General features: G+C 44.8%; 23 protein-coding genes and 1 tRNA gene. 15 read left to right on the top strand and 9 right to left on the bottom strand.

Annotated features, from left to right (window positions below; all coding sequences use genetic code 11):
* The first annotated feature begins 4 nt into the window (after positions 1-4).
* The 9 genes from ligA to FFM73_RS05900 all read left to right on the top strand — a co-directional run bounded on the left by ligA (position 5) and on the right by FFM73_RS05900 (position 11736).
* Positions 5-2050: an NAD-dependent DNA ligase LigA gene (ligA, locus tag FFM73_RS05860; RefSeq protein WP_137630853.1), complete on the top strand. Its 2046-nt coding sequence runs from the start codon at positions 5-7 to the stop codon at positions 2048-2050.
* Positions 2050-3210 (top strand): CamS family sex pheromone protein, encoded by a 1161-nt coding sequence (locus tag FFM73_RS05865; protein WP_137630854.1) that lies wholly within the window; start codon positions 2050-2052, stop codon positions 3208-3210. Before ligA ends, FFM73_RS05865 begins: the two co-directional genes overlap by 1 nt.
* A 130-nt stretch (positions 3211-3340) precedes the next feature.
* Positions 3341-3646 (top strand): Asp-tRNA(Asn)/Glu-tRNA(Gln) amidotransferase subunit GatC, encoded by a 306-nt coding sequence (gene gatC, locus FFM73_RS05870; protein WP_137630855.1) that lies wholly within the window; start codon positions 3341-3343, stop codon positions 3644-3646.
* 9 nt (positions 3647-3655) lie between these two features.
* Entirely contained in the window at positions 3656-5125 is a 1470-nt protein-coding gene (gene gatA, locus FFM73_RS05875; protein WP_137630856.1) for an Asp-tRNA(Asn)/Glu-tRNA(Gln) amidotransferase subunit GatA, read from the top strand.
* Complete coding sequence (gene gatB, locus FFM73_RS05880) at positions 5125-6546, top strand: Asp-tRNA(Asn)/Glu-tRNA(Gln) amidotransferase subunit GatB (RefSeq protein WP_137630857.1); 1422 nt, start codon at positions 5125-5127, stop codon at positions 6544-6546. The genes gatA and gatB overlap by 1 nt, the downstream gene beginning before the upstream one ends.
* A gap of 35 nt (positions 6547-6581) precedes the next feature.
* Positions 6582-7595 carry a diacylglycerol kinase gene (locus FFM73_RS05885; RefSeq protein WP_137630858.1) on the top strand — a complete coding sequence of 338 codons (1014 nt, stop codon included), beginning with the start codon at positions 6582-6584 and terminating at the stop codon, positions 7593-7595.
* Between the two features lie 85 nt (positions 7596-7680).
* On the top strand, positions 7681-9054 hold the full coding sequence (rlmD, locus tag FFM73_RS05890; RefSeq protein ID WP_137630859.1) for a 23S rRNA (uracil(1939)-C(5))-methyltransferase RlmD: 1374 nt from the start codon (positions 7681-7683) through the stop codon (positions 9052-9054).
* A gap of 130 nt (positions 9055-9184) precedes the next feature.
* On the top strand, positions 9185-10723 hold the full coding sequence (locus FFM73_RS05895; RefSeq protein WP_137630860.1) for a gamma-glutamylcysteine synthetase: 1539 nt from the start codon (positions 9185-9187) through the stop codon (positions 10721-10723).
* A gap of 161 nt (positions 10724-10884) precedes the next feature.
* Positions 10885-11736 carry an SDR family oxidoreductase gene (locus tag FFM73_RS05900; RefSeq protein WP_137630861.1) on the top strand — a complete coding sequence of 284 codons (852 nt, stop codon included), beginning with the start codon at positions 10885-10887 and terminating at the stop codon, positions 11734-11736.
* 69 nt (positions 11737-11805) lie between these two features.
* Here FFM73_RS05900 and FFM73_RS05905 read toward each other — a convergent pair whose 3' ends face one another.
* The 4 genes from FFM73_RS05905 to gntK form a co-directional block, all read right to left on the bottom strand.
* Positions 11806-12399, bottom strand: a complete 594-nt coding sequence (locus FFM73_RS05905) for a sugar O-acetyltransferase (RefSeq protein ID WP_137630862.1) — start codon at positions 12397-12399, stop codon at positions 11806-11808.
* A gap of 136 nt (positions 12400-12535) precedes the next feature.
* Positions 12536-13858 carry an APC family permease gene (locus FFM73_RS05910; protein WP_137630863.1) on the bottom strand — a complete coding sequence of 441 codons (1323 nt, stop codon included), beginning with the start codon at positions 13856-13858 and terminating at the stop codon, positions 12536-12538.
* Positions 13859-13964: 106 nt separating this feature from the next.
* Positions 13965-15323, bottom strand: coding sequence for a gluconate:H+ symporter (locus FFM73_RS05915; protein WP_137630864.1), 1359 nt, complete (start codon positions 15321-15323; stop codon positions 13965-13967).
* A gap of 110 nt (positions 15324-15433) precedes the next feature.
* A complete protein-coding gene (gene gntK, locus FFM73_RS05920) occupies positions 15434-16996 on the bottom strand; it encodes a gluconokinase (RefSeq protein WP_137630865.1) in 1563 nt (520 codons plus the stop codon).
* Between the two features lie 354 nt (positions 16997-17350).
* On the opposite strand from gntK, the gene FFM73_RS05925 reads away from it, so the two are divergent.
* Both FFM73_RS05925 and FFM73_RS05930 read left to right on the top strand, forming a co-directional pair.
* The gene (locus FFM73_RS05925) at positions 17351-18199 is read left to right on the top strand and encodes a MurR/RpiR family transcriptional regulator (RefSeq protein ID WP_235874464.1); all 849 of its coding nucleotides are present in this window, start codon (positions 17351-17353) and stop codon (positions 18197-18199) included.
* A gap of 75 nt (positions 18200-18274) precedes the next feature.
* Entirely contained in the window at positions 18275-19042 is a 768-nt protein-coding gene (locus FFM73_RS05930) for a GH25 family lysozyme (RefSeq protein ID WP_137630866.1), read from the top strand.
* 90 nt (positions 19043-19132) lie between these two features.
* Here the strand turns inward: FFM73_RS05930 and FFM73_RS05935 are convergent, their stop codons facing one another.
* A complete protein-coding gene (locus tag FFM73_RS05935; RefSeq protein ID WP_171001220.1) occupies positions 19133-19507 on the bottom strand; it encodes a DUF4828 domain-containing protein in 375 nt (124 codons plus the stop codon).
* Between the two features lie 170 nt (positions 19508-19677).
* On the opposite strand from FFM73_RS05935, the gene FFM73_RS05940 reads away from it, so the two are divergent.
* The gene (locus FFM73_RS05940) at positions 19678-20682 is read left to right on the top strand and encodes a Gfo/Idh/MocA family protein (RefSeq protein ID WP_137630881.1); all 1005 of its coding nucleotides are present in this window, start codon (positions 19678-19680) and stop codon (positions 20680-20682) included.
* Positions 20683-20704: 22 nt separating this feature from the next.
* Positions 20705-22039, top strand: coding sequence for a DEAD/DEAH box helicase (locus FFM73_RS05945; RefSeq protein WP_137630868.1), 1335 nt, complete (start codon positions 20705-20707; stop codon positions 22037-22039).
* Between the two features lie 161 nt (positions 22040-22200).
* On the opposite strand, the gene FFM73_RS05950 is transcribed toward FFM73_RS05945, so the two are convergent.
* Together FFM73_RS05950 and FFM73_RS05955 are read right to left on the bottom strand one after the other, a co-directional pair.
* Positions 22201-22273: transfer RNA gene (locus FFM73_RS05950), tRNA-Arg, on the bottom strand.
* A gap of 59 nt (positions 22274-22332) precedes the next feature.
* A complete protein-coding gene (locus tag FFM73_RS05955; RefSeq protein WP_137630869.1) occupies positions 22333-22785 on the bottom strand; it encodes a universal stress protein in 453 nt (150 codons plus the stop codon).
* A 238-nt stretch (positions 22786-23023) separates the two neighbouring features.
* Here FFM73_RS05955 and FFM73_RS05960 point away from each other — a divergent pair, with 238 nt between their 5' ends.
* On the top strand, positions 23024-23497 hold the full coding sequence (locus tag FFM73_RS05960; RefSeq protein ID WP_137630870.1) for a hypothetical protein: 474 nt from the start codon (positions 23024-23026) through the stop codon (positions 23495-23497).
* Positions 23498-23577: 80 nt separating this feature from the next.
* Here FFM73_RS05960 and FFM73_RS05965 read toward each other — a convergent pair whose 3' ends face one another.
* Together FFM73_RS05965 and FFM73_RS05970 are read right to left on the bottom strand one after the other, a co-directional pair.
* Positions 23578-23982, bottom strand: coding sequence for a GtrA family protein (locus FFM73_RS05965; protein ID WP_137630871.1), 405 nt, complete (start codon positions 23980-23982; stop codon positions 23578-23580).
* Between the two features lie 15 nt (positions 23983-23997).
* A complete protein-coding gene (locus FFM73_RS05970; protein WP_137630872.1) occupies positions 23998-24939 on the bottom strand; it encodes a glycosyltransferase family 2 protein in 942 nt (313 codons plus the stop codon).
* A 224-nt stretch (positions 24940-25163) separates the two neighbouring features.
* Between FFM73_RS05970 and wecB the strand changes: the two genes are divergently transcribed.
* Positions 25164-26285: a non-hydrolyzing UDP-N-acetylglucosamine 2-epimerase gene (gene wecB / locus FFM73_RS05975; protein ID WP_137630873.1), complete on the top strand. Its 1122-nt coding sequence runs from the start codon at positions 25164-25166 to the stop codon at positions 26283-26285.
* The last annotated feature ends 2 nt before the right edge of the window (positions 26286-26287 follow it).

The following is a 26287-nucleotide window of genomic DNA, read 5'->3' on the forward strand; positions in this document are numbered from 1 at the left end:
TATAATGAGCGAATCATCACTTGATTCTCTAACAAAACCAGAAGCAGAGGCGTTAGCAGCCAAACTGCGGCCGCAATTGCGTACTTGGGGCGAGGCCTACTACAGTGAAGATGCCCCAACCGTTGAAGACTCAGTTTACGATCAGCAATACGCCCAGCTCGTGGCAATTGAAACAAAGTACCCGGATCTAATTACGCCGGATTCACCGACGCAAAATGTGGGTGGTACCGTGGCATCCGATTTCACTAAGGTCCCTCATGAAATTCCCATGTTGTCGTTGGGTGATGTTTTCTCTGAAGACGAGCTCGCTGATTTTGTGGATCACATTACTGAAAACGAAGCCGGAACTTACAACTGCGAACTTAAAATTGATGGTTTGGCTATCTCCCTACGTTACGTTGACGGTAAGTTAGTTCAGGGATCGACACGTGGTAACGGACAGATTGGTGAAGATATTACTGCTAATCTGAAGACTATTCCGTCGATTCCCACTGAATTAACGCGGCCGTTAACGATCGAAGTCCGTGGGGAATGCTATATGCCTAAGCAGTCGTTTATTGAACTGAATAACCGGCGGGATGCTGAAGGTAAATCAGTCTTTGCTAATCCGCGAAATGCGGCGGCTGGGAGTTTACGGCAACTAAATACACGGGTGACTGCGGAGCGTAAACTCAGCACGTTTATGTATAACGTGGCCGATTATGAACCGTTGAATACCCGGACTCAAAGCGGCTTGATCGATGAATTAGCCGAACTGGGATTCACCACTAATCCGCAGTACCGAGTAGCACATAATATGGCTGAGATCGATGCTTATATTGACGAGTACACGCAGCAACGTGACGATCTCTCATACGGCATCGATGGCATCGTGGTAAAGGTCAACGCTTTACCCGTCCAGCGGTCAATGGGAGCCACCGTTAAAGTACCGCGGTGGGCGATTGCTTATAAGTTTCCACCGGAGGAAGCTGAAACGGTGGTCCACGATATTGAATGGACTGTGGGTCGAACCGGCGTGGTTACCCCAACAGCTATCATGGATCCGGTTCAATTAGCCGGTACCACCGTTGTCCGGGCGACGTTGCACAACCCAGATTATCTGCAGGAAAAAGACGTTCGCATTAACGATACTGTGATGCTGCATAAAGCTGGTGATATCATTCCAGAAATCTCCAACTTTGTGGCCAGCAAACGGCCGGCAGATAGTGAGCCGTATGTGATTCCGACACAGTGTCCATCCTGCGGTGCGACCCTGGTTCATTTAGACGGTGAAGTTGCACTACGCTGCATCAATCCGCGCTGTCCCAAGCAGCTGACTGAACAGATGACTCATTTTGCTTCCCGAAACGCCATGAATATCGATGGGCTGGGCCCACGGATCATTAGCCAGCTATTTGAGAAAAAATATGTCTCGGATGTGGCCGATTTATATGACCTCACTTTCGACCAATTGGTTACTTTAGACAAGTTTGGTGAAAAATCTGCTAATAATTTATTAAATGCACTGGATAATAGTCGCAATAATTCGCTAGAACGCTTATTATTTGGATTAGGGATTCGTCACGTGGGCAATAAAGCCGCTCGTTTGATTGCCGCTCACTTTGAAACCATGGCCAACGTCATGGCCGCAAGCCAAGAAGAAATTGCTGAGATCGATTCAGTCGGTGATACGATTGCCGACAGTCTAGTGACCTACTTTAGTAATGAGAATGCCAGACAGCTCATCAGTGAACTTGAAGCGCGTGGTGTTAACATGACTTATGCATCTGGCGATGGGCAAGCAGCACCAGTCAGTGGTTTCTTTGCTGGTAAACGGGTCGTTTTAACCGGTAAATTAACGCAGCTGACGCGTGGTGAAGCCAGTGATTGGCTTGAAGCCCAGGGTGCAGATGTGACGAGCAGCGTGTCAAAAAAGACGGATCTTGTAATCGCGGGGACGGATGCCGGCAGTAAATTAACTAAGGCAGAAGCTCTCGACGTACCAGTCTGGAACGAAGAACGGTTTGCGGCCGAGATGTCGAACCAGTCTGTAGATGGAGGAAAGAAGTAATGAAACGATTTAAAGCCATATTTGTGATGGCAATTTGTGGTCTTTTTTTAAGTGCATGTGGTAATTTAGGCAGTTCCAGCGGTACCAGTGCTGGTGGTACCAGCAATAACAAAGGGACTCAGCTCACTGGTCAAGCGTCTCAGGGAGATTATCAAAGTGTCATTAAAAACGGCCGGTATGTCACCAGTAAGTCCCGTGGTGTCAACGTGTCCCAAAATGATAATCAATTTAACCTGAAGAGCTTTGAAAGTGGTCTGTTAACCGTTTCTAAGCGGGTCTATTCACCAAGTAAATACATCTTTGAAGAGGGACAGAACCTGAACACCAGTACTGTTCAAAACTGGTTAGGCCGTAAATCTAAGTCTAATCCGGATGGCCTGAACCCTGCTAATAATGGTAAAACCGGTGCTACCACCCGTAATCCCATCTATCTGCAACAGATGGAAGAACAGGACTTTATGAAGCAAAACGGTAAAAAGTTGACCTTATCTGGCGTTACGATCGGTTTAGGAATGAACTCCGTTGACTACTATGAAAAGCAAAACTTCGGTTCAACTTACCAAACGAAGATCAGCAAAGCTGAATCTCAACGTGAAGGCCGATTGATTGCCAATCAAGTGCTGCAACGGTTACGGCAAAAACCAGCGTTGAAGAACGTACCAATCACCATCGCACTTTACCGGCAGGCGCCAACGGATAGTTTAGTTGGTGGTAGTTTCTTCTCTTATTCAACTAATAAGGCGAGTGCAACTAAAGTTAATTCATGGAAAGCAATCAATGAACAAAATTATGTTTATCCAACAACGAGCACTAAAGCAACAAATGGTAACTCAGGCGGCGGTAATTCAAACGATGAAAACGCCTTTGAAAACTTTAAGACTCAGATTCAAAATTACTTCCCTAATTTAAGTGGTGTTACCGCTCAGGCCCACTACACGAATAAGCAGCTGACGGGAATGAACGTTAATATTACGACGCAGTTCTACAGTGAAACAGAAATTATTAGCTTTACGCAGTATCTGCAGCAGGCAGCGCAAAAGTACTTACCTTCTAATGCACCAATTGATATTACGGTTAGTTCAACTGAAGGGGTTCAAAGCTTCCTGAGCCGTGATGATGGCGCTAAGCGGTTTACTTCGCACGTCTTTAACAGTTATTAATAAAATTGATTTGACTTAAAATAGCACTGGTTCCGTTTTAGAAACCAGTGCTATTTTGTATTATAATGTGGTAGTATATTTGATGTGTAGCGTAAATTTACGCAGAATACTTGTGAAAGAGGGAAACTTGATGGCAAGTCGAATTGATCAAGAACAGGTACAACACGTTGCCTCGTTAGCGAAATTAAGTTTGAACGACGACCAGCTGAAGTACTTTACCACCCAATTAGATGAAATTATTGGGTTATTTGAAACCTTAAATGAAGTCGATACAGAGGGCATTGAGCCAACTTCAAGCGTGACGGACCAAATCAACGTCATGCGAGAGGATGTCGCTGATAACTGGGGTCAAAGCAAAGCCTTGCTTAAAAACGCACCAGATGCCGAAAAGGGCTACATTAAAGTGCCAACTATTATTGATGAAAGTGAGGATTAGTAGATAACGATGAATTATTTCGAAAAAGATCTCACAACGCTTCATGATGATTTAGTCGCTAAGCGAATCAGCGTTACTGATCTGGTTAAAGCGACTTTTGATAACATTTCCGCTACTGATCCTGAATTGAATGCCTTCTTGACGCTTAACCAAGACGCAGCCTTAAAGAAAGCTGCTGAAATGGATGAAAAAGGCGTTGATGCCGATAATATCTTAGCTGGTATTCCACTGGCCATTAAGGATAATATCGTGACCAACGGTTTAACCACGACCGCTGCTTCTAAAATGCTGGAGAACTTTGTGCCAGTCTACGATGCAACGGTGGTTAAGCAGTTAAATGAGCAGGGTGTGATCAACGTCGGTAAGACCAACATGGATGAATTTGCCATGGGTGGTTCAACTGAAAACTCAGCTTTTAAGACCACTAAAAACGCTTGGGACTACACTCGAGTACCTGGTGGTTCATCAGGTGGTTCAGCAGCTGCTGTGGCCTCTGGTGAAGTTATCGCTGCTCTTGGTTCCGATACCGGTGGTTCGATTCGTCAGCCATCATCATTTAACGGGATCGTTGGGATGAAGCCAACGTACGGTCGAATCTCTCGTTGGGGCTTGATTGCCTTTGCTTCCAGTTTGGATGAAATTGGTCCAATGACCCGTACAGTTAAAGATAACGCTATTCTGTTATCCGCAGTGGCTGGTCACGATGATCATGATATGACCACTTCCACTAAAGAAGTACCTGACTTTGCGGCTGAATTAAATGATCAGACCAGCGTGAAAGGCATGAAGATCGGTCTGCCTAAGGAATACTTAGGTGAAGGGGTCGACCAAGACGTTAAAGATGCCATCTTAGCCGCTGCTGATAAGTACCGTGAACTAGGTGCTACGGTTGACGAAGTATCGTTACCACACAACAAGTACGGTGTTGCCGCTTACTACATTATTGCGAGTTCCGAAGCTTCATCAAACTTACAACGGTTCGATGGGATTCGTTACGGTCACCGCTCTAAGGATGTTAAAAACCTGGAAGACGTTTACGTTAACTCCCGGACTGAAGGTTTTGGCGATGAAGTTAAGCGTCGGATCATGCTGGGGACGTTCTCCCTTTCTGCTGGCTTCTACGATGCTTACTTCAAGAAGGCTGCTCAAGTACGGACGTTGATCATTAATGATTTCCAAGCTGTCTTAAAGGATCATGACTTTATCATGGGACCAGTTGCACCAACCCCTGCTTTCAAGATCGGTGACGAAATTTCTGATCCAATGACCATGTACATGAATGATGTTTTGACCATTCCCGTTAACCTTGCTGGCTTGCCAGGAATGTCAATTCCCGCTGGATTTGCTAAGGGCATGCCAGTCGGAATGCAATTGATCGGTCGGCCATTTGACGAATCTACGCTTTACAAGGCGGGTTACGTCTTTGAACAGGCAACCGATTTTCACAAACAAACACCTAAGCAAGGGGGCAATAACTAATGAATTTTAAAACAACTATCGGACTTGAAGTCCACGTTGAATTAAAAACCAATTCTAAGATCTTTAGTCCATCGCCCGTTGAATATGGGGACGATCCTAACGCCAATACGAACGTGATCGATTGGGGCTATCCTGGGGTTTTGCCAACCACCAACAAGGGTGTTGTCAAGTCTGGTATCATGGCTGCTTTAGCACTGCATGCTCAAGTTGAACCACACACGCATTTTGACCGGAAGAACTACTTCTATCCTGATAACCCGAAAGCTTACCAAATTACGCAATCTGATAAGCCAATCGCTCATGATGGCTGGATCGAAATTGAGGTTGATGGCGAAAAGAAGCGGGTTGGGATCGCCGAAATGCATATTGAAGAAGATGCTGGTAAGAACACCCATGCCCGTGACTTTTCTTACGTTGATTTGAACCGTCAAGGAACACCCTTGATTGAAATCGTCTCGAAGCCAGAGATTGCTTCACCTGATGAAGCTTATGCTTATCTGGAAGCACTGCGTCAACGGATTCAATTTACCGGGATCTCTGATGTGAAGATGGAAGAAGGTTCCATGCGTGTCGATGTCAACATTTCGATTCGGCCTGAAGGTCAAAAAGAATATGGGACCAAGACTGAGCTGAAGAACCTGAACTCCTTTAACTACGTTCGTAAAGGACTGGCCTTTGAAGAACAGCGGCAGCAGCGTGTGCTGATGTCTGGTGGCCAGATTCAACAGGAAACCCGTCGTTTTGACGAGAATACTGGTGAAACTATTTTGATGCGTGTTAAGGAAGGTTCTGACGATTACCGTTACTTCCCAGAACCTGATCTACCTGCAATCAACATTAGTGATGACTGGGTCAATGAGATTGGCAGTGAAATGCCCGAAATGCCTGGTAGCCGCCGTGCTCGTTACGTCAAAGAACTTGGCTTAACGGATTACGACGCCATGGTTGTTACCCAAACTAAGGAAATGGCCGACTTCTTTGATGAGACCGTTAAACTTGGTGCGGATCCGAAATCAGCTTCGAACTATCTTCAAGGCGACGTTAACGCCTTCTTGAACGAGCAGCATGCGGATTTACAGGATACTAAACTGACGCCAGCTAACTTGGCCGGCATGATCAATCTGATCACCGATGGCACCATTTCAACCAAAATGGCTAAGAAGGTCTTCAAGGCGATTACGCAGGGTAAAGAACCTAAGACTTTCGTTGAAGAAAAGGGTCTGATTCAGTTATCTGATCCAGCAAAATTACAGCCAATTATTGATGGTGTCTTGGCTGATAACCAGCAATCAATTGATGACTTCAACAATGGTAAAGACCGGGCAGTTGGTTACCTAGTTGGTCAAATTATGAAGCAGACTCACGGTAAGGCTAACCCTAAGGTGGTTAACCAGCTGTTGATGGCGTCACTTAAAAAGTAGATAAACGTGATTTGAATTGGGGAGGAAAAACACTTATGCGGAAACGTGCGCGAGTGATATATAATCCTTCTTCTGGCCGGGAGGCCTTGAAGAAGGATATGATCGATATTTTAGGAGTCTTTGAACAAGCGGGGTATGAAACCAGTGCGTTTGCAACTACCCCGGCTCCTAATTCGGCACGTGATGAAGCCGAACGGGTTGCGCGTGAGGGCTTTGAATTAGTCGTTGCCGCTGGTGGTGATGGGACCATTAACGAAGTTGTCAACGGAATTGCCGGCTTAAAGAAACGGCCAAAAATGGCCATTATTCCGGCTGGGACCACTAATGATTATGCTCGAGCGCTGCGTATTCCACGGGAGGATCCCTTAGCCGCCGCTAAAGTTGTTTTAAAGAATCAAACCATTAAAATGGACATTGGCATGGCCGGTAAAACCTACTTTGTCAATATTGCTGGTGGCGGTCGTTTGACTGAATTAACGTATGAGGTGCCCTCTAATTTAAAGACCTTATTTGGTTACTTGGCATACTTGGTCAAAGGGGCCGAGCTATTACCGCGAATTCGACCATTTAAGGTGGATCTAAAGTACGATGGTGAAGAATACATTGGTGAAGCTTCCATGTTTTTCTTAGCGCTGACGAACTCAGTTGGTGGTTTTGAACAAATTGTTCCCGATGCTTCGCTGAATGACGGTAAGTTCACGATGATTATCGTAAAGACGAGCAACTTGGCTGAAATCTTACACTTAATTACGTTAGTGTTGACTGGTGGCAGGCACATCAACGATTCACGGATTATATATCGTAAAGTGCGTAAGGTTGAAGCCAAGCCCCGGGGCGATTCCAAGATCATGATCAACTTGGACGGTGAATATGGTGGCGATGCGCCAATGACCTTCGTTAATTTGAAGCAGCACATTGAAACTTATGCTAATCTGGATGACATTCCAGATGCTGCTGTGGAAACCGAAACACCGGAAATCCTAGAAGCAGAGCGTAAGTTCTTAGCAGGAGTTCAAGAACTGCCAGAAGACGAAGAACCAAAGAAATAATTTTTATAGTATGAATTAGGAGGGTTTTGCTGTATGATACGTAAGGCAGCAAAACCTTTCTTTTAGTTAAAACAAGGAGATTTACATGAAAATACAAGCACCAGTAGCAAAAAACGAAACTTATACGGGTACCGTTATGGATCTGACCTATGAAGGTAACGGCGTGGTTAAGATCGACAATTATTCATTGTTTATCACCAACGCCTTACCAGGTGAGAAGATTAAATTTGTCGTGACTAAGGTCGGTAAGTCCTTTGGTTTCGGCCGGGTTTTGGAACATCTAACGACTTCACCAGACCGCGCAGAGATCGATGCTAAGGACCGTAAGCTCGCACAAGCCGGCATTGCACCGCTGCAGCACATGGTGTATCCTGCTCAACTGCGTTTCAAACAGCATCAGATCGAATCACTGCTGGCCAAGAACAAACTTGACCTCAGCGTTTCTGAAACCATTGGCATGGAGACCCCTTATCACTACCGTAATAAGGCCCAAATTCCAGTGCGGATGGTGAAGGGTCAGCTGGAAACTGGTTTTTACCGTCAGCATTCACACGATCTAGTGCCATTGACTGATTTCTACATTCAAGATCCCCGGATCGATAAGGCTATCGTCATTGTGCGCGATATTTTACGTGGTGAAAATATCCCAGCTTATGATGAGCGCACCCATAAAGGAATCATTCGTAACATCATGGTCCGTCAGAGCTATTACGAAAAAGAAATGATGATCGGCTTGATCACCAACAGCCACACCTTGCCACGGGCAAAGGAGATCGTGACCCAGATTTCAGAAGAACTGCCAGAAGTGACGAGTATCATTCAAAACGTCAATAACCGGCCAACTAACGTCATTATGGGACCAATCACTAACGTACTCTATGGCGAACCTGTGATCCATGATTCACTGCTGGGCAACCGGTTTGAAATTTCAGCCAAATCATTCTACCAAGTTAACCCAGTTCAAACTGAAAAACTGTATAAACTGGCTATTGACCGTGCCGGCTTAACTGGTAATGAAACGGTGATCGATGCTTACTGTGGGATTGGGACGATTTCCTTAGCCATGGCGCGTCACGCCAAAGAAGTTTACGGTGTTGAAGTGGTTTCAACCGCGGTTGAAGACGCTAAGAAGAACGCTAAGTTAAATGGCTTAACCAACCTGCATTTTGAAACGAACAAGGCTGAATACCAGATGGCCGAATGGCAGAAACAGGGCTTAAAGCCGGATGTTATCGTGGTTGATCCACCACGTAAAGGGTTAGACGAAACGTTGATTGAAAGTGCTGCTGCCATGCAGCCGAAGAAGATCGTTTACGTTAGCTGCAACCCATCAACTTTGATTCGTGATGTGCAACGCTTTATGGACGAAGGCTACCACGTGACTGAACCCATTCAGCCCGTTGACCAATTCCCACAGACACCACATATTGAATCAGTCACATTACTTGAAAAAGATTAAATAAGCAAATTAAAGGCACGACTAAGATGACTCTTAGTAGCGCCTTTTTATTAGAGCAAAAACTTGATTACTCACCATGTTTTAATCTATAATCTATTCAATGTTAACCACAAACAATGGGGGATCTCGGATGTTAGACAATCTTTTGAACGTCATTAAAGCAGAAGGCGTCAGTGAACAACTTTATCATGGTTTGGTAGGGGTTGAAGTCGAAGAGAATCGGGTCGATAAAAAGGGGCAGTTGAGTCGTGAACCGCATCCGCAAATGCTGGGGTCACGGGCATTTCACCCTTATTTACAGTCGGATTATGCTGAAACACAGGCGGAGTTAATTACGGATCCGAATCCCAATATCGGGGGTGTCTTAGACCAGTTGGATACGCTGCAAACGGTGTTGTACCGCTCGTTGCAGGGAGAGGATCGCATCTGGCCGTTGAGTATGCCACCACGGGTTACCGCTTCGGATATTGATTTTATCAAAGCTCACTTTAATCGGCCAGCCTATGCCGACTACCGTAACTACTTGACTAAAAAATATGGGGTTTGCCCAAAGATCATGACGGGGGTGCATTTAAATTACAGTATTCCAGATCCCGTGATCAATCGGCTTTATGCTCATTATGAAAACGAGTTTAGCCGGGTCACCGATTTTCGAAATGCACTGTACTTTCGAATGGCACAAAACCTGGTGCTGAACCGCTGGCTGATTACTTATTTATTTGGGGCGTCGCCAGTTGCCGAAAAGGGTTTCTTTGATACTGTACCTGAGGGACTTTCACATCCAGTTAGAAGTATCCGCAACAGCCATTTCGGTTATGCTAATCTGCCAGACGATGGGGTTGATGCGACAATCTATCAGTCACTGCCGCATTTTATTGATCGCTTGAGTGATTTAGTGGCAACCAAAAAATTATACAGTCAAGCAGAATTTTATGGTCCCGTTCGGCTGCGGGGTGTCGATAGACTTAAAGAACTATCAACAAAGGGCGTGCGGTACCTTGAATTTCGTTGTTTAGACCTAATGCCGTTTCGTTCAAATGGTATCAGCCGCCATGCGCTTTACTTAATGAAACTATTGTTCATTTATGCGTTAGTCACACCGGTGGATGACGAACGAATCGTTGCCAAACTGGAACAAGCGGAACAGGATAACGAGCGAGTAGCGCTGGAAGAACCCACTCAGCCAACGTTTAAAGCAACTGAGGGGCAACACTTCTTTAAGCAGTTACATGATCTGGCAGTTGAACTTAAAGCGCACAGCGAATTGATCAACGCAATTGACGATTTTGCTGAGGTGATCACTCATCCGGAGCTCACACCGGCGGCCAAGCTGGTCAGTCATCTGGATGACCATAACAGTCTTATGGACTTTGGTATTCAGCAGGCGACAGCGTGGAAAGCACAGCGCATCGGTACTGAAGAGTTATTGCCCCGAATGTCGCAATTGTCAGCTAACGCGCAGGAATTAATTTTTCGAGCTGTGCAGTTAGGTATCAGATACTATGCCGTACGCGATGAACATGGCGCGATTATGCTGATGCTGACGTTTAACTCAATTACCCAAGTGATCGAAGCTGACCGTGTTTCGGATGAACCAGCAACGGAGTATCTTAAACGGATGTTTCCAGATTTACCATTGCCAGATGTGAATAATGATCGGGTAATTTAGAAAACGAGTGTGATTGTTTTTCAGGATGCTGCTAAGAGGGAAAGCGCTTAGTGGCATTTTGGGTTCAGGTAACTAAAGTTTGTAATGTAACCGCTAACATTATTTTGCTGAAAGCTTTACAATAAAAGTGTAGTCAATTAACACAATGGGAGGCTTTCATAATGATTTTAGTAACTGCAGCTGCTGGGCATGCTGGTTCAGCAATGGTTAAGGGTTTGGTTGATAAGGGCTATGACGTTGTCGCAACTGACATTGATCCGAAAGTTAAAGATTTACCAGGCATCAAAAAGGCGTTAGTGGGTAACATTGATGATCTTGAATTTCAGAAAAAGTTAATTGCTAGCTGTGATCAAATTGTCTATATTCCACCGGTCTATAATGCGCAAGATGATATGGTCGGCAATTCGATGATTGATTTGGCGGTACAGGCTAAAATTAAGCAGTTCGTGCTGATTTCTGTCATTCATCCCATTTTAACAACGTTATTGCAGCATACTACAAAGCGCAAAATTGAAGAGCATTTAATTTACACGAGTATGAATGAAGACCTGCCTTATACTATTCTTCAGCCAACTCATTATATGTATAATTTTCCACCTCAATTGGTGATGAAAACGAACGAATACCAAATGTTTTTCCCAGTTGACCAGAAACGAGTGGCTTGGGTCGATCCTGCAGACGTTGCTGAAGTCCTCACCAAAGTTGTTGCTGACCCACAAAAATATGATAAGGCAGATTACGAGCTGGTTGGCACGCCACGGTTATCCTGTGATGACTGTGTTGACATCTTTAACGAAGTGACAGGCAAGCACGCTAAAGCAACTTATGTGCCAATTAAGACTTTCTTGGATGAAATGCACGTGACTGATATTGCGTCTCGTGTAGCGCTGACCCATTTAGCTGATACGTATACCAAGTGGGGGCTTGATGGCAATACCAGCGTACTGGAATGGCAATTAGGCCGTAAACCGACAAGCTTCAGAGACTATCTGAAGCGAGAACTGAAACTTTAAAAAATTTGTAGACAAAGAAAGGGTGAAGCGACCCAGTATCAAGGCCGCTTCACCCTTTTAGTTACCAATTCACTCTTCAATTTTACGTAGCACATGGCAGGGATTTCCCACTGCAACCACGTGGTCGGGAATGTCTTTAGTGACCACGCTGCCCGCGCCAATGACGGTCCCTTCACCGATAGTTACACCGGGCAGGATAATCACGCCGCCACCGATCCAGCAGCCGTGTTTGATGTGAACGGGTAAGGAACGGGTCCTGACAAAGTGCTGTTCAGGATGGCTAGCCCACTGGTCATTTAGCCGATCTGAAAGGGGTACCGGATGCGTCCCCGTATAAATTTGAACGTTGGGCGCCACCATGGTTTCACCATCAATACGAATTTCAGCAGAGTCCATTAGCGAGCAGTTCATATTGATGGAAATCTTATCCCCCAAATGAATGTTCCGGGCAAAATCGCAGAGAAATGGGGTGCCCACGGTCACGTTTTTGCCGATACTGCCCAGCGACTGTTCCAAAAGCGTTCGTCGCTTATCAGCCTGGTCGTAAGGCGTTTGGTTGTAAACCATTAAAAAGTGGTTGGCCTCGTCCTTATATTGTTTAAAAATCGGGTCGTGAGCATCGTATAAATCACCATTTTGTTGTTTTTCAAGTTCCGTTGTCATCTTATCATCACATCTACCAATCATTGTTTAGTATTAATTAACCGCTTCCATTCTAGCATTGGTGATTAAGGTCAGCAACTTGGGCAGGTACGGGATACAAAAAAAGTTCTCTCGAGGAGAACTTTTAGATAAACCATTATTTAGCTTGTTTACGTTGATGATAGTAATAAACTGGGATGCCGATACCGGTTAAGACTAGTCCAATGACGGCTAAAGCAGTCTGGGTCAAGATGGTGATGATTAAGATAAACAGGCCACCAAGAATCGCAATGATTGGGATCACAGGATAGCCTGGCACCCGGTATGGTCGTTGTAGTTTCGGTTCTCGTTTACGTAGAATAAACAATGCAATGAACAGTAAGACGTTGAAGATCCACATCACAAAGACCAGCATATCGGTTAAAGTATCAAAGGACCCCATGAACATCATGATCACAGCAATGCCAAACTCAGCTAGGCCAGCATAGTAGGGGACGTAAGTCTTACGGGAGATCTTTCGTAGTTGTTTGCTGAACGGCAGTGAATTTTCACTGGCCATCGCAAAGGGCACCCGCATTCCAGTTAACGTATAGCCGTTGATGGCGCCATACACGGAGATCAAGATTCCAACGGTAACGAGTTTACCGCCAATGGGGCCAAAGATCATTTCAGCAGTTTCAGAGGCAGTGTTGAGATTGCCGGCAATGTGATCAACTGGCAGGCTCTTTAGAAACACAAAGTTGATAATGGCATAGATGACAGTGATAAAGACCAGCCCCAGTACGATAGCGCGCGGGAGGTCTTTTTCAGGGTGTTTCATTTCCCCCGCAATATTGCCGATACTGATCCAGCCATCATAAGCAAACATCGTGGCTAACAGGCCGCTGCTAAACGCGGTCCAGAAATTTAAATGCGGTCCTGCCGTCACCGGTAACAGTGAAACTGAGACCTGCGCTTTTGAAAACAGGCCAAAGACCACGATAATAAAGATCGGAATCAGTTTAAAAATCAGCGTAATTGATTGTAAGGCACCACCGACTCGCGCACCCAAAAAGTTGATGAGGGTGATACTAAGCCCGCAGGCGATGGCGATCGGAATGTGCCAGATTAACGGCAGGTGAAATAGGTTTAGAACCTGGGTAGAAAAGATGATTGACAACGCGGCAATGTTAGCCGGGTAATAAACTAGGATCAAAGCCCAGCCCATTAAAAAGCCTGGTAGTTTGCCATAGGTGTACTCAATGTATTTAATGGCGCCACCAGTTCGCGGAATTGCTGCAGCGAGTTCCGCGACAGTTAAGCCAGCACAAATGGTGAGCAGGCCGCCTAAGATCCAAGCTGCCAAGGTCATGCTGGCCGAGCCAGTCACTTCGACGACACTGGCGACTTTAAAGAAGACGCCTGCGCCAATAACGGTTCCCATCACGGTTGACAGGGCGGTAAACAAACCGATTTCGCGTTTTAATTTTGGTTCACTCAAGATAATTTCCGTCCTTCCGAATTCAGTAGCAATCAATTATAGCAAAGAAAAACCCCGGTGACAACGCACCGGGGAAGGGTTTAATATTAGAAGTTCATGATAATGATTAATGGAACAGGGCGTTCAGAATCATAACCATGCAGATTCCGACGACTGAAATGACGGTTTCAAGCACGGTCCAAATTGAGAGTGTTTGTTTCACGGTCAAATCAAAATATTCTCTAAACATCCAGAACCCAGCATCGTTAACGTGTGAAGCAGCTAATGAACCGGCACCAATGGCAAGAACCATCAGGGCAGGATCAACACCGGCAGCGGACATCAATGGGGCAACGATACCAGCAGCGGTTAAAGCAGCCACGGTAGCAGAACCTAATGCGATCCGCAGAACAACGGCAACTAACCAGCCAAGAATCAGTGGGCTGATGCTTGAGTTGGCGAACATCTTAGCGACTTCTTTACCAACACCACCATCGATCAGCACTTGCTTGAAGGCACCGCCACCACCAATAACTAACAGCAGCATGGCGATAGACTTAACGGCATTTTCAACGGTTTCCATGATATCTTTGGTTGCACGGCCACGGGCCCAGCCCATTGACCACATTGCAAATAGCAAAGAAATCAGCATGGCAATCGCAGGATCACCAATGAAAGCAACGATTTGGTCAAGCATCGTTGGGTTCTTGGTTGGTGTTGTACCACCATCGACAGTCATTTTATAAATGGTCGTGATGGCCATTAAGATAACTGGGAATAGTGAGGTCAAAGTGGAAAGGCCAAAGCTAGGTTCGTCTTCAGGGGCCATTTCCTTAACTTCACCAAGGGAGCTTAAGTCACCCTTTTGTTTGAAAGCAGATGGGGCAAATTTTTCAGCTAACTTAGTAAATAGCGGACCAGCAATGTAGGCAGCTGGAATGGCAACGACGATACCAAAGAGTAAGACTTTACCATCACTAGCGCCCAAGGCTGCCGCAATGGCAGTTGGTGCTGGGTGAGGTGGTAAGAATCCGTGGGTAACTGATAAGGCAGCTGCCATTGGAATCCCAAGGTAAAGAATTGGCACTTCAGCTTCAACGGCAATGGCAAAGACGATAGGAACTAACAGAACCATCCCAACTTCGAAGAATAGCGCGATACCAATAATGAATGACGCAAGCATAATAGCTAATTGAAGGCGTTTGCGACCGAATTTATCAATTAAAGTTGTGGCAATTTTGTGAGCACCGCCGGAATCGGCAACTAACCGACCCAGCATGGCACCAAAACCAAAGACCAGTGACAATTCACCTAATTGACTGCCAATGCCAGTTTCGATACTAGTTGCAATTTTGGTGAGTGGCATGCCAAGTAAAATAGCAGTTAAAACAGAGGTTAAAATCAGAGAAACGAACGTGTTCATCTTGAATTTGATAATCAAGACTAACAGGAACAGGATCCCGATAACTAACGCTAGTATTTCCATAGTTAGAAAACCCTTTCAAAGGATGGCAATGGAATCACCGCAAAGCGGCGTTCCACAGTGACGGACAATAATAACCCTTTTTAAGTTTAAATTATGATACCCATAATGAATTAAAGATCTTTACCGGCAGCTTTCTTCTTCGCATCCTGACTACGTTGAAAGTCAGCAATGGCCTTATATTCGGTTTGTAACTGCCGACTTAAGCGAATGTAGATCGGTACCAGTGTACGGTAGGCTTCATAGGTGTCAGGATTTGGATGATGGACGTTAGTAACCCCAACGAACTTTTTAACTTCGCTGAGATCGTCAATCAGGCCAAGACTGTACATTCCAAGAACAGCAGCACCCAAAGCAGTTCCTTCAACACTTTCAGGAATCGTTACATCTTGTTCGAAGATGTCAGCTAACATTTGGCGCCAGAGTGCCGAACGGGCAAAACCACCAGTTGCTTGAATGCTGACTGGTTTACCAACGACTTCTTCCAGTGCGATCAGCACAGTATAGAGGTTGTAGACAATGCCTTCCAACGCAGCCCGAACCATGTGGGCACGAGTGTGCTTACGGGTCAAGCCGAAAAAGGAACCACGGGCATTAGCATCCCAGATTGGAGCCCGTTCGCCACCTAAGAATGGGTGGAAGATCAGACCGTCTGATCCGGCAGGAATCTTAGATGCAATTTCAGTTAAGAGATCATAGCTGTCGATCTTCATTTGTTCGGCTGTAATCTTTTCCGGGGCGAATAGTTGATCACGAACCCAGCGGAAGACGATTCCACCGTTATTAACAGGTCCGCCAACGACCCATTTGCCTGGGGCAAGGTAGTAACAAAATACCCGGCCCTTAGGATCGATCTTGGGCTTATCAGTAACGACACGAACGGCACCAGAAGTCCCGATAGTAACGGCTACAACGCCAGGATCGATGGCATTAACGCCCAAGTTGGCCAGGGGACCGTCTGAAGCACCCATGACAAATGGCGTGTCAGGATCAATGCCGATTACGCGGGCATAGTCTTCATTCATACCAGAAACCGTATCAGTGGTATCCACTAATTCTGGTAATTTATCACGGGTAACGCCGGCTAGTTCAAGGGCTTGATCGTCCCAATCCATCTTGAAGATGTTAAACATCCCGGTGGCATTGGCGATGGAGTAATCTTCCTTCAAGACGCCAAATAGTTTATAGATCACGTATTCCTTGATACCAACAAACCAACGCGCCTTGTCAAAGAGATCTTTGTGTTCATTACGTAACCAGATCAATTTGGTAAACGGTGTCATTGGATGAATTGGGGTACCGGTCTTCTCGTAAATTTGTTTACCGACACCGTTTTCACGTAATTGGTCAGCGTACTTAACGGCCCGGTTATCAGCCCAGGTAATGGCCCGGGTCATTGGCTTATGGTTTTCATCCAGCAGGATCAGACTGTGCATAGCAGCGGAGAATGAGACACCCTTCAGTTCACCCTTGCTTAAGTTGGCCTTGCGTAAAACGGTGGTTAAGCCATCAACGATTGCGGAGAAGATCTCATCGGGATCTTCTTCAGCCATATCAGGAACATCCTGGTAAAGGGGATACAAATTGTTGGAATAACCTTGTACTTTACCAACGTTGTCGAACAGAACCGTTTTGACACTGGTCGTTCCGATATCGACACCAATCATATAGTCCATTTTTCTATGACTCCCTTTCTTTAAATCGAACCCGTATTGTGAGTGTAAAGGAAATTTAAAACGGTTTCAAGAATTCACATTCCGTAAAGAAACTTTATTTATTGACCTGTTTATTATATGAAAAAAGGTTTCATAATTCAAGTGAATATAAGAAAATTATTTACAAACCGGGAAATAGTGGCTAGAATACTCGGTATAGAACCTATGATATGACCGTACCAATTATAAATACGGAATGTTAAAATGAATAAGCGTGTTATTAAATCTAGGTTTAGATACTCTATTGTATAAACAACGTTACAGCAGGGAAACTAAGTAATTAAGTCAGCGATTTCCAGCGTAGGAGGCAGTAATTTGACACAATCAGCAATCAGCAGCATCAGGTCTTACTATCCCAATTTAAGCAAGTTACATCAAAAAATTGCGGATTACATTTTTGCTCAGCCTCAAATGGTGAGTGAACTCACGATTAACGAGTTGGCCGAGAAAGTCGGTGTATCCACTGCCTCAATCTCACGATTTGCCAAGGCTGTCGGTTATTCTAATTTTCGTGAATTCAGTCTGGATCTGGCAAATGTCAGTTCGGACGTTAATCGCAGCAGTATGTTCAAAAAAGTGAAACCTGATGATACGCCTAAAGAGATGGCGCAGAAGACTTTTCAAGCGATGATCGATGCGTTGATTTCAACGCAGTCATTATTGCGCAATGATGAGCTGGAAAAAATGTCAAACTATATTTTAAAGTGTAATCAACTCGCTTTCTTTGGACTGGGGGGCTCATCTGTCGCAGCGTTAGATGGTTATCATAAATTTTTAAGAACGTCGATCAACAGTGAGTATTACCCAGATTTTGATGTGCAGTTAATGCAGGCGGCGAAAATGGATGAGAACGACTGTGCCATCATGATCTCCCATTCTGGCGAAAACCAGCAAACACTGACCGTTTTAAAGCAGTTGCATAACAACCATGTGCCGGTGATTGCCATTACCAGTTACGGGCGGTCTTCACTAGCGCAGCGGGCTGATATGGTGTTATTGTCGCTGGCAGATCAAATGTCGACGACTTCTGACAGTATGTATACCCTGATTGCCCAATTAGCCATGATCGACAGTTTATTCACTATTGTGGCTGTCAAACTGTCAAACAAGACCGAAGTGGTCATGAACCGGGTCAAAAAAGCCATCGATCGTACCAGAACTTAAGAATCGGTAGCGGTTTTCAGTAACTGATAGAAAGCGTGGTAAAATAGTCTGAAAAGGGACAAGGGATGAGCAGGTGTGAAACGACAGCGAATTGAACCCATTTATGCCAACACGTATAAAAAACTGCGCAATCGTTCACGACGATTACGCTTTTTTTCAATTCTATTAGTTTTGATCGTCATTATTGGGGGCTGGCTGGGCTACCAGCACTACCGTAATCAGCAGCTCAGTAACTATACTGTACGCGGTGTATCATTAACTCAGTCCAATGGGTTTGTTGATTTTCAGCAGCTTCAGCATCAAGGCTATCAGTTCGCTTATCTACGGGCGACTTCCGGTGCTAGCTATACGGATGATCAATTTCAAAGTAACTATGACCGCGCGCAGGGGAGCAATCTAGAGCTGGGGGTCTATCACGTTTACAGCTATACGACTTCCCCCAAAGCTCAGTTGCAAAACTTTATCCAAGAAGTGAGCCAGCGAGTAGGCCAGCTGCCAATTGCAGTTCAGGTGGGGACGTACGGTCATTACGATACGCACTACTTAACACAACGGCAGGCGCAAGAAAAACTGCAGCAGTTTATTTCACTGCTGCAGCAACGCTATGATAAACGGATCATTATTTGGTGTACACCAGCGGTTTGGCAGGCATTAAAACAGTCTAAGCCTGTTAGGTATAATTGCTGGTTGCAAACGTCGCGAGTGGCTGATCAAGATAATAAAGCGGTTTTTATTGAATATAACAAAAACGCAACAGTTAAGTTAAATGGTCAATCACAAACGGTCGGCGGGTCCGTTTTTAATGGTTCACAGCGACAGTGGAATTCGTGGGTCACTAATTAGAATCAAGTTTAAAGATTGAATGGTCAACCAGAAAAAAAGCAGCCTGATTATCAGCAACCCATGATGGGTGGGTGATAATCAGGCTGCTTTTTAAGTTGGTTTATTCATACTAGCAACGATGTAGTAAATCACGTTATCGGCTTCATCAAACAGCTTAACCGGTACGTTATGGTCAGCGGTGACGGTTATATGATAACCGTAGTGATCTAATAACACTAAGGTGTCTTCACTTAACGAAACGACTTTACAGGGAATCGTCCGGTGATCGATACTAATGGTGAGATCAGGGCCGATTACCAGCGAATGGATCCGCGTGGTTTCAGAGTGGCGTAACTTCCACGATCCAATAAAAATCATTGGGGAAGAGTCAGCAGTGCTGGTATCATGTTTAGTCAGATGTTGAGAAGACCGCATAAAGTGCTGGAAGAATGTCCGGCTTGAATGAATAAAGTCCTTTGCCTTCATAATGTGGTCCCCCTTGCACATATTCTGCACTAATTTTAACATGTTTATAAACTAATTCCCCGTTCTTTAACTTAATTTTTAAAATAATGTCGACTTCTAATTGTCAGTGGTTATCATTTGAGTTTGGAACTGCTATGATGGAGTTAAAAGCAGAAAGAGGGGCGTTTTTGATGATAAACTTTGGCATTATCGGGACCAACTGGATCACTCAGCAATTCGTGGAGGCTGCCCAAACTTCCGGGCTGTACCAGTTAACCGGAGTCTATTCGAGACACCAGGATACTGCAACTGAATTTAGTCAGAAAAACGGTGGCGCGCAGACCTATACCAACCTTGATGATTTCTTTACTCAGGGGGCTTTCAGCACGGTCTACATTGCTTCACCGAACAGTCTGCATTTTGAACAGGCGCAACAGGCGCTTCAAGCTGGTAAAAATATTATTGTTGAAAAGCCGGCTTTTGAAAATCAAGCGCAGATGGAACGTATCCAAGAACTGTTGAAGCAACATCCCGAACTGCATTATTTCGAAGCAGCGAGAAATATTCATACGCCAAATTTCCATGCCATTGAACAGCAGTTGAAAAAAATGCCAGTGGTACAGGGTGCCAGCTTAACGTATATGAAGTACAGCTCTAGGTACGATCAGGTACTAGCGGGTAAAGAACCCAACGTGTTTTCCTTAAAGTTTGCGGGCGGTGCCCTGCAGGATTTAGGGGTGTATCCGCTATATGACGCTGTAACGTTGTTTGGTATGCCGAATGAATTCAATTATTTCCCCGAATTTATTCAGACCGGTGTTGATGGTAAGGGGGTCGCAATCCTGCAGTACGGGGAATTTAACGTTACCTTGAACTTTGGTAAGACGACTAATTCGTATATGGCTTCAGAAATTTATGGATTGAAAGACACCATTGAAATCGATGATGCGGGTGAACTTGGTGAAGTGACCTATTTGGATGAAACAGGTAAAAAGACACTGCTCAGTCAACCAGTGACTGACAACCCGATGCTGCCAGAAGTGCGTGATTTTGCACGGGTCCTAAACGATCCTACTAAGCCACGGAATCAAGCCGATTACAGTTACTGGCTGAACCTCAGTGTCCAAGTTAATAAAATGCTGTTTAATCTGCGACAGTCTGGTAAAATTGTTTTTTACGATGAACGCGACAACTAATAAGAAATGAGGGGGTCTGAATATGATTCCACAATTTAAAGATCGATTCGAAAAATTAGGCTTTGATGAGTTATCACCCATTCAGTCAGCGGTTTATGACCCGCTAAAAAATGGTGACAGTGTCTTAGGCCTAGCACCAACTGGTTCTGGGAAGACGCTGGGGTTTGTGGTGCCGGTACTGGAACGGTTAGCACCAGGACAAGGAATTCAGGCGGTGATCATTGCCCCATCGCAAGAGTTAGCGATGCAGTTGACCCACGTGACGCGCAGTTTTGCGACATTAGTTGACCTTAAAGTGGTTTCCATCACTGGCGGAGCTAACGTTAAACGCCAACTGGAACAGTTGAAAAAACACCCAGAGATCGTGATCGGCACACCAGGCAGAATTTTGAACTTGATTGAAGACCGTAAGCTTAAGACCCATGATGTGCAAACGGTGATCGTGGATGAAGCCGATGATCTGCTTGAGGGCGAAACATTTGATACGGTGCGCACCATCTTGCAAGACGTTCCTGCCGAGGTTCAAAAGGGGTTCTTCTCAGCAACCGAAACGCCAATTCTATCAGAACTGGAGAAGTGGTTTGGCACGCCGGTTACCCGGGTAGATGTCCGTGATATTGACCACACACAGGGAGTCGTTCGACATGGCCTGTTGCAAGTTTCTAATTTGAAAAAAGCGGGGATGTTGGGGAAACTGACTTCGGTGAAGCAATTTAAAGCCTTAGTCTTCTTCAACCACGTGGGTTCGCTGCAGCAAACTAAGAGCTGGCTGACACACCATCACGTACCAGTCGCAACCCTCTCTGCTAATCAACGACAGACGGAACGGCAAAAAGCCCTCACCGATTTTCGTTTAGGACGAGTCAAGTTGCTGCTGTCAACGGATGTAGCAGCCCGTGGACTGGATATCGCCAAGTTACCAGCAGTCGTTAACTTTGATTTGCCGGATACTGCGATCATCTATACTCACCGGGTTGGCCGGACAGGCCGGATGGGTGAGCCGGGACAAGTGGTGAACTTCGGTGACGACCATGATTTACGGGACTTGAAACGGCTTTTGAAGGATACTAATTATGACTTAGTTCCCGTCTATTATCAGGATCATCAATTGGGGACCACTTATAAACGGCGTCCTGAACAGGAGCAGTCATTTGATGATGATCAAAGCACAACGGCGGAGGCTAAAGTGGCTGGTGAAGTTCAGACTGATCCAACGGCCATGCAACCAGCTAGTCGCAAGCCGAGAGTTAAAGCTTCTCTGCCAGAACCGATCAAGAAGAAAAAGGGTCACAATAAGCATTCTAAGCGTAAGGGCATGCGGCATAAACGCGAAGAAGAACGTGAAGAGTCAAATTAACAAGTAACTAGGTATAACGCTCATTTAGTGTTATTCCAAGTTATGAACAAAAACTAGCATGGTTTTCAGTGATCAAACAAACTGAAAGCCATGCTAGTTTTTGTTATCATATAGGGTACTTCTAGATCAAACAGCCAGAAACACCGTCGTAATAGTATCAATGACCCCACCCGGACTCGAACCGGGATCAGCCGCTTAGGAGGCGGGTGCCCTATCCAGTTGTGCTATGGGGCCAAAAAAGCACACTGCATATTTTCTCATGGATTGGGGTTGTTGTAAAGGTTAGTTAAGGCTTAATTGCTAGTGGGTTCAGCGATGACTAAAACGTTAGTCAGAGCGTTACGGACAACGGCCGCTGTAGTTGATCCGACCAGTAACCGGTCAATTGCATCAGTCCCTGATTTGCCCATCACGATAAGGTCGACATCGTGGTTTTCCGGATATTCCACGGCAATTACCTGTTTAGGGCTGCCATGGAGAACTTCTGTTTTGGCGGTTACGCCGGCGTCTGTAGCGATTTTTTTACCTTCGTCTAAAATGGCCGTGGCGTGTTCGTCAAGTTCTTTATAGTAGCCCCCAGTATTAGCGATACCAGTTCCCGTAACCTCGTAAATCAATCGTTTATCATCAGCAACGTTAACTAAGGTCAATTCAGCATTGAACTGGTTAACCAGTTTTAACGCTTCCGACAGTGCTAATTTGGAATTATGACTACCATCAAGTGGAACAACAATGTGCTTATACATACTATCAACTCTTTTCGAATTATTTATGATTCACCTACATTGTGAAACTTTTTAAAAATGGTTTCAAGACTTTTATCCCGTCAACTATGAAACCTTTTTAATTGAAATTAGGGTGGTCAAGTTGACGGCCGTTTTGGCTTGAAATAACGGGTGATAAGAATGATACACAGAGCGAAACGGCTTTCTCAGTCCCGTAATTTATGATATAGTCTTTTTGATAGAAAATGAGGGATATAATTTGGATAAATTAGATTTTTATAAACAGCACATTGAAAATTCACTGATTGATATCATGAATACCCGGGCTCAGGATAATAATTTTGAACGTCAGTGGCTGCAGCTGCATATTCCGAACCGGGATCTGCAGTACGCCATTTCTCAATTATCGACGCTCAGCCTAAAGTTATTGCAGCAAGTAGTGGCGTTAGCACCAGTGACGGAAGATCAGCTAGTGGAGGCCATGGACCTCAGCTTTGGGGTGATTGCTAAAAGTATGAATAAATTGTCCCGGTTAGGTTTTGTCACTAAATCGGCACCGGAGCAGCGCAAAGCGATTTATCAGCCCACTAAGATTGGTACTAAAGTAGTCACCGTTCAAAATCAGTTGACTAAATTGCTGGATAAGCAGCATACTGAGCTGGTCGATCGCTATACACCTGATCAACTGAGTTTGATTGCAGCGTTTCTGCAGGATTTGCAGCATGCTCATTAATGTGAAAAACACCCCCAATAGATCACTGATCTGTTGGGGGTGTTTATTTGTCTATCTATAATAAAAGGTTGAAGTGAGGCTCATTTTTTAAAGATGATCCACTTAGAAAAGAAATAGTTGATAACGACAACAATGACGTTGTCAATAATCTTTACGATTAGTGGGTTGCCGGAAAGTAATGAGATCCCGACAAACATGATCAATTGATCAACTGCTAACGATAAGGCACGGAAGAAGAAAAAAGTCAGTGTCTCCCATAAAAAGGTTCGCCAAGCTAGCGACTTGGAATTAAATACCCAAAGTTTATTGGTGATAAAGGCGAAGATGACGGAGGCTAACCATGCTAAGACGTTAGCAATTTGGTAATTCATGTGCAGGTTGAGCCAGCCAAAAACACCAATGTTGATCAGGGTGGTCAAACCACCGAAGAACAGGTAACTGATGACTGATTCGTATTTTTTAAATAAGTTCCATAAAGTATGCATATTAGTAACCTGATCCTACTTTTTTTCTTGAACGATGTATTTTGGCCGGTGCTTGGTTTCGAGATAAATCTTACCAATGTATTCCCCTAAGATTCCCAGGCTAAAGAGCTGAATGCCGCCTAAGAAGAGAATAATGGCAACTAATGATGGCCAGCCAGCAACGGCACCACCAATTGTGAGGGCACGTACGATCACGAAAATAAAGGCAATGACGGCCAGTACGCAGGAGATCCCACCGACCCAAGTTGCAATCTTTAACGGTGCGTCCGAAAAGTCAATGATGCCATCAATAGCGTAGTTGACCAACTGCATGAAGGACCAGTGAGAAGTTCCGGCAGCTCGGGGCTGACTTTCGTATTTTAGGTAAGTCGTTTTATAGCCGACCCAGGCAAAAATGCCCTTTGAAAAGCGGTTATATTCAGGTAATGAAGTGATGGTATTCACCATTTCACGTGTCATTAACCGGTAATCGCGGGCATTGGGTTCGATACGAACCTGTGAAACAGCATCAATGACGTTGTAAAACTTGGTCGATAGAAAAGCCCGAATGCGTCCCTGACCCCGGCGTTCCTTTTGAATGGTACCAACACAGTCGTAGCCGTCATTTTCAATTAAATCAATCATTTTAGGCAGTAATTCTGGCGGATCTTGTAAATCAACATCCATTACAGCAACTAGGTCGCCGGTTGAGGCGTCTAGTCCGCAGGCAAGGGCCGATTCCTTTCCAAAATTACGGGAAAATGATAGATAATGGACGGTTTCAGGATGTTGTTTTTGTAAGTCTTTTAGAATTGACAATGTTTTATCACTAGAGCCATCGTTAACAAACAAGTATTCTGGCTGATAGCGGTCGGATGTTTTATTAATTGAATCAAACACTTTAGCTACAGCGTCATAAAAAATTGTGATCGATTGTTCCTCGTTGTAGCATGGTACGATCAGGCTGAGGGTACGCATAGATATCCAACCTTCCTTTCTTATACTCTTGAGTTCTATATTAAGACAAATATTATTGATAAAAAAGTTAAAATTGATTAAGTTTTATTAATGCCTAATGTTAAAGGTGAAAAAACAGCTAGAATTGTATCTCTAAAACAAGGGTTCTGGTACAATTATAAGCGTTGATTCAATCCAAAATAAATGCGATTGAAACGTAAATTTATAACCTGGGAGTTTTTAAAATGACGAAACCAATTAAAGTAATGACCGTTTTCGGTACCCGGCCAGAAGCCATTAAAATGGCACCAATTGTATTACGGATGCAGCAGGACCTTAATCATTTTACACCAATTACCGTGGTCACGGCCCAGCACCGCGAAATGTTAGACCAAGTTTTAGATATTTTTAAAATTAAACCGGATTATGATCTGAATATTATGAAACCTAATCAGACGTTAGCGCAGATCACCAGCCGGGTCTTGATTCATTTAGATAACGTGATCGATGAAGTTAACCCCGATATCATCCTGGTTCATGGTGACACGACTACGACCTTTGCCGCTAGTGTTAGTGCTTTTTATCACCAAGTACCGCTGGGGCACGTTGAAGCAGGGCTGAGAACCTGGGATAAGTATTCACCTTATCCAGAAGAAATGAACCGTCAGCTGACGGATATTTTAAGTGATTATTACTTCGCGCCAACGTCTTTAAGCCGCGAAAATCTGCTGAAGCAAAATCATCCAGACAGTCGCATCTTTATCACCGGCAATACGGCAATTGATGCGCTGGCACAGACTGTCGATGAAAATTATCATCACGCCGTATTGGACCAAATTGATGACCAGCAGCGCATCATTTTACTGACCATGCACCGGCGGGAAAACCAAGGTGAACCCATGAAACGAGTCTTTCGGGCAATTCGTCAGGTAGTTGCTGACCACCCAGATGTTGAACTGGTTTACCCGGTACATCTGAGTCCAACCGTTCAAAAAATAGCTAAGGCTGAACTGGGCGGCGCTGAGCGGGTTCATTTAATTGAGCCGCTGGACGTAGTTGATTTTCACAATCTAGCAGCGCGCAGCTATCTGATTATGACGGACTCCGGTGGGGTACAGGAAGAAGCGCCTTCACTTGGAAAACCGGTTTTAGTGTTACGTGATGATACGGAACGGCCAGAAGGGGTCAAAGCCGGAACGTTAAAATTAGTGGGGACTGATTCAAAGGTGGTCACGCAAGCAATGGAAACGTTGCTGACAGATCAAACCGCTTATCGGCAAATGGCGGATGCCAAAAATCCGTACGGCGATGGGCATGCATCAGAGCGAATTTTAAAGATTATCGAAGACCACCAGCAGCAATTATGAGG

Source organism: Secundilactobacillus hailunensis (assembly GCF_005405185.1).
GTDB classification, from domain to species: domain Bacteria; phylum Bacillota; class Bacilli; order Lactobacillales; family Lactobacillaceae; genus Secundilactobacillus; species Secundilactobacillus hailunensis.

Coding starts and splice junctions, on each gene's coding strand:
- gatA (WP_137630856.1), top strand. CDS start 3,656: ATGAATTATTTCGAAAAAGATCTCACAACGCTTCATGATGATTTAGTC.
- gntK (WP_137630865.1), bottom strand. CDS start 16,996: ATGGACTATATGATTGGTGTCGATATCGGAACGACCAGTGTCAAAACG.
- gatC (WP_137630855.1), top strand. CDS start 3,341: ATGGCAAGTCGAATTGATCAAGAACAGGTACAACACGTTGCCTCGTTA.
- gatB (WP_137630857.1), top strand. CDS start 5,125: ATGAATTTTAAAACAACTATCGGACTTGAAGTCCACGTTGAATTAAAA.
- FFM73_RS05915 (WP_137630864.1), bottom strand. CDS start 15,323: ATGGAAATACTAGCGTTAGTTATCGGGATCCTGTTCCTGTTAGTCTTG.
- FFM73_RS05935 (WP_171001220.1), bottom strand. CDS start 19,507: ATGAAGGCAAAGGACTTTATTCATTCAAGCCGGACATTCTTCCAGCAC.
- ligA (WP_137630853.1), top strand. CDS start 5: ATGAGCGAATCATCACTTGATTCTCTAACAAAACCAGAAGCAGAGGCG.
- FFM73_RS05970 (WP_137630872.1), bottom strand. CDS start 24,939: ATGCGTACCCTCAGCCTGATCGTACCATGCTACAACGAGGAACAATCG.
- wecB (WP_137630873.1), top strand. CDS start 25,164: ATGACGAAACCAATTAAAGTAATGACCGTTTTCGGTACCCGGCCAGAA.
- rlmD (WP_137630859.1), top strand. CDS start 7,681: ATGAAAATACAAGCACCAGTAGCAAAAAACGAAACTTATACGGGTACC.
- FFM73_RS05965 (WP_137630871.1), bottom strand. CDS start 23,982: ATGCATACTTTATGGAACTTATTTAAAAAATACGAATCAGTCATCAGT.
- FFM73_RS05895 (WP_137630860.1), top strand. CDS start 9,185: ATGTTAGACAATCTTTTGAACGTCATTAAAGCAGAAGGCGTCAGTGAA.
- FFM73_RS05885 (WP_137630858.1), top strand. CDS start 6,582: ATGCGGAAACGTGCGCGAGTGATATATAATCCTTCTTCTGGCCGGGAG.
- FFM73_RS05905 (WP_137630862.1), bottom strand. CDS start 12,399: ATGACAACGGAACTTGAAAAACAACAAAATGGTGATTTATACGATGCT.
- FFM73_RS05955 (WP_137630869.1), bottom strand. CDS start 22,785: ATGTATAAGCACATTGTTGTTCCACTTGATGGTAGTCATAATTCCAAA.
- FFM73_RS05900 (WP_137630861.1), top strand. CDS start 10,885: ATGATTTTAGTAACTGCAGCTGCTGGGCATGCTGGTTCAGCAATGGTT.
- FFM73_RS05865 (WP_137630854.1), top strand. CDS start 2,050: ATGAAACGATTTAAAGCCATATTTGTGATGGCAATTTGTGGTCTTTTT.
- FFM73_RS05940 (WP_137630881.1), top strand. CDS start 19,678: ATGATAAACTTTGGCATTATCGGGACCAACTGGATCACTCAGCAATTC.
- FFM73_RS05945 (WP_137630868.1), top strand. CDS start 20,705: ATGATTCCACAATTTAAAGATCGATTCGAAAAATTAGGCTTTGATGAG.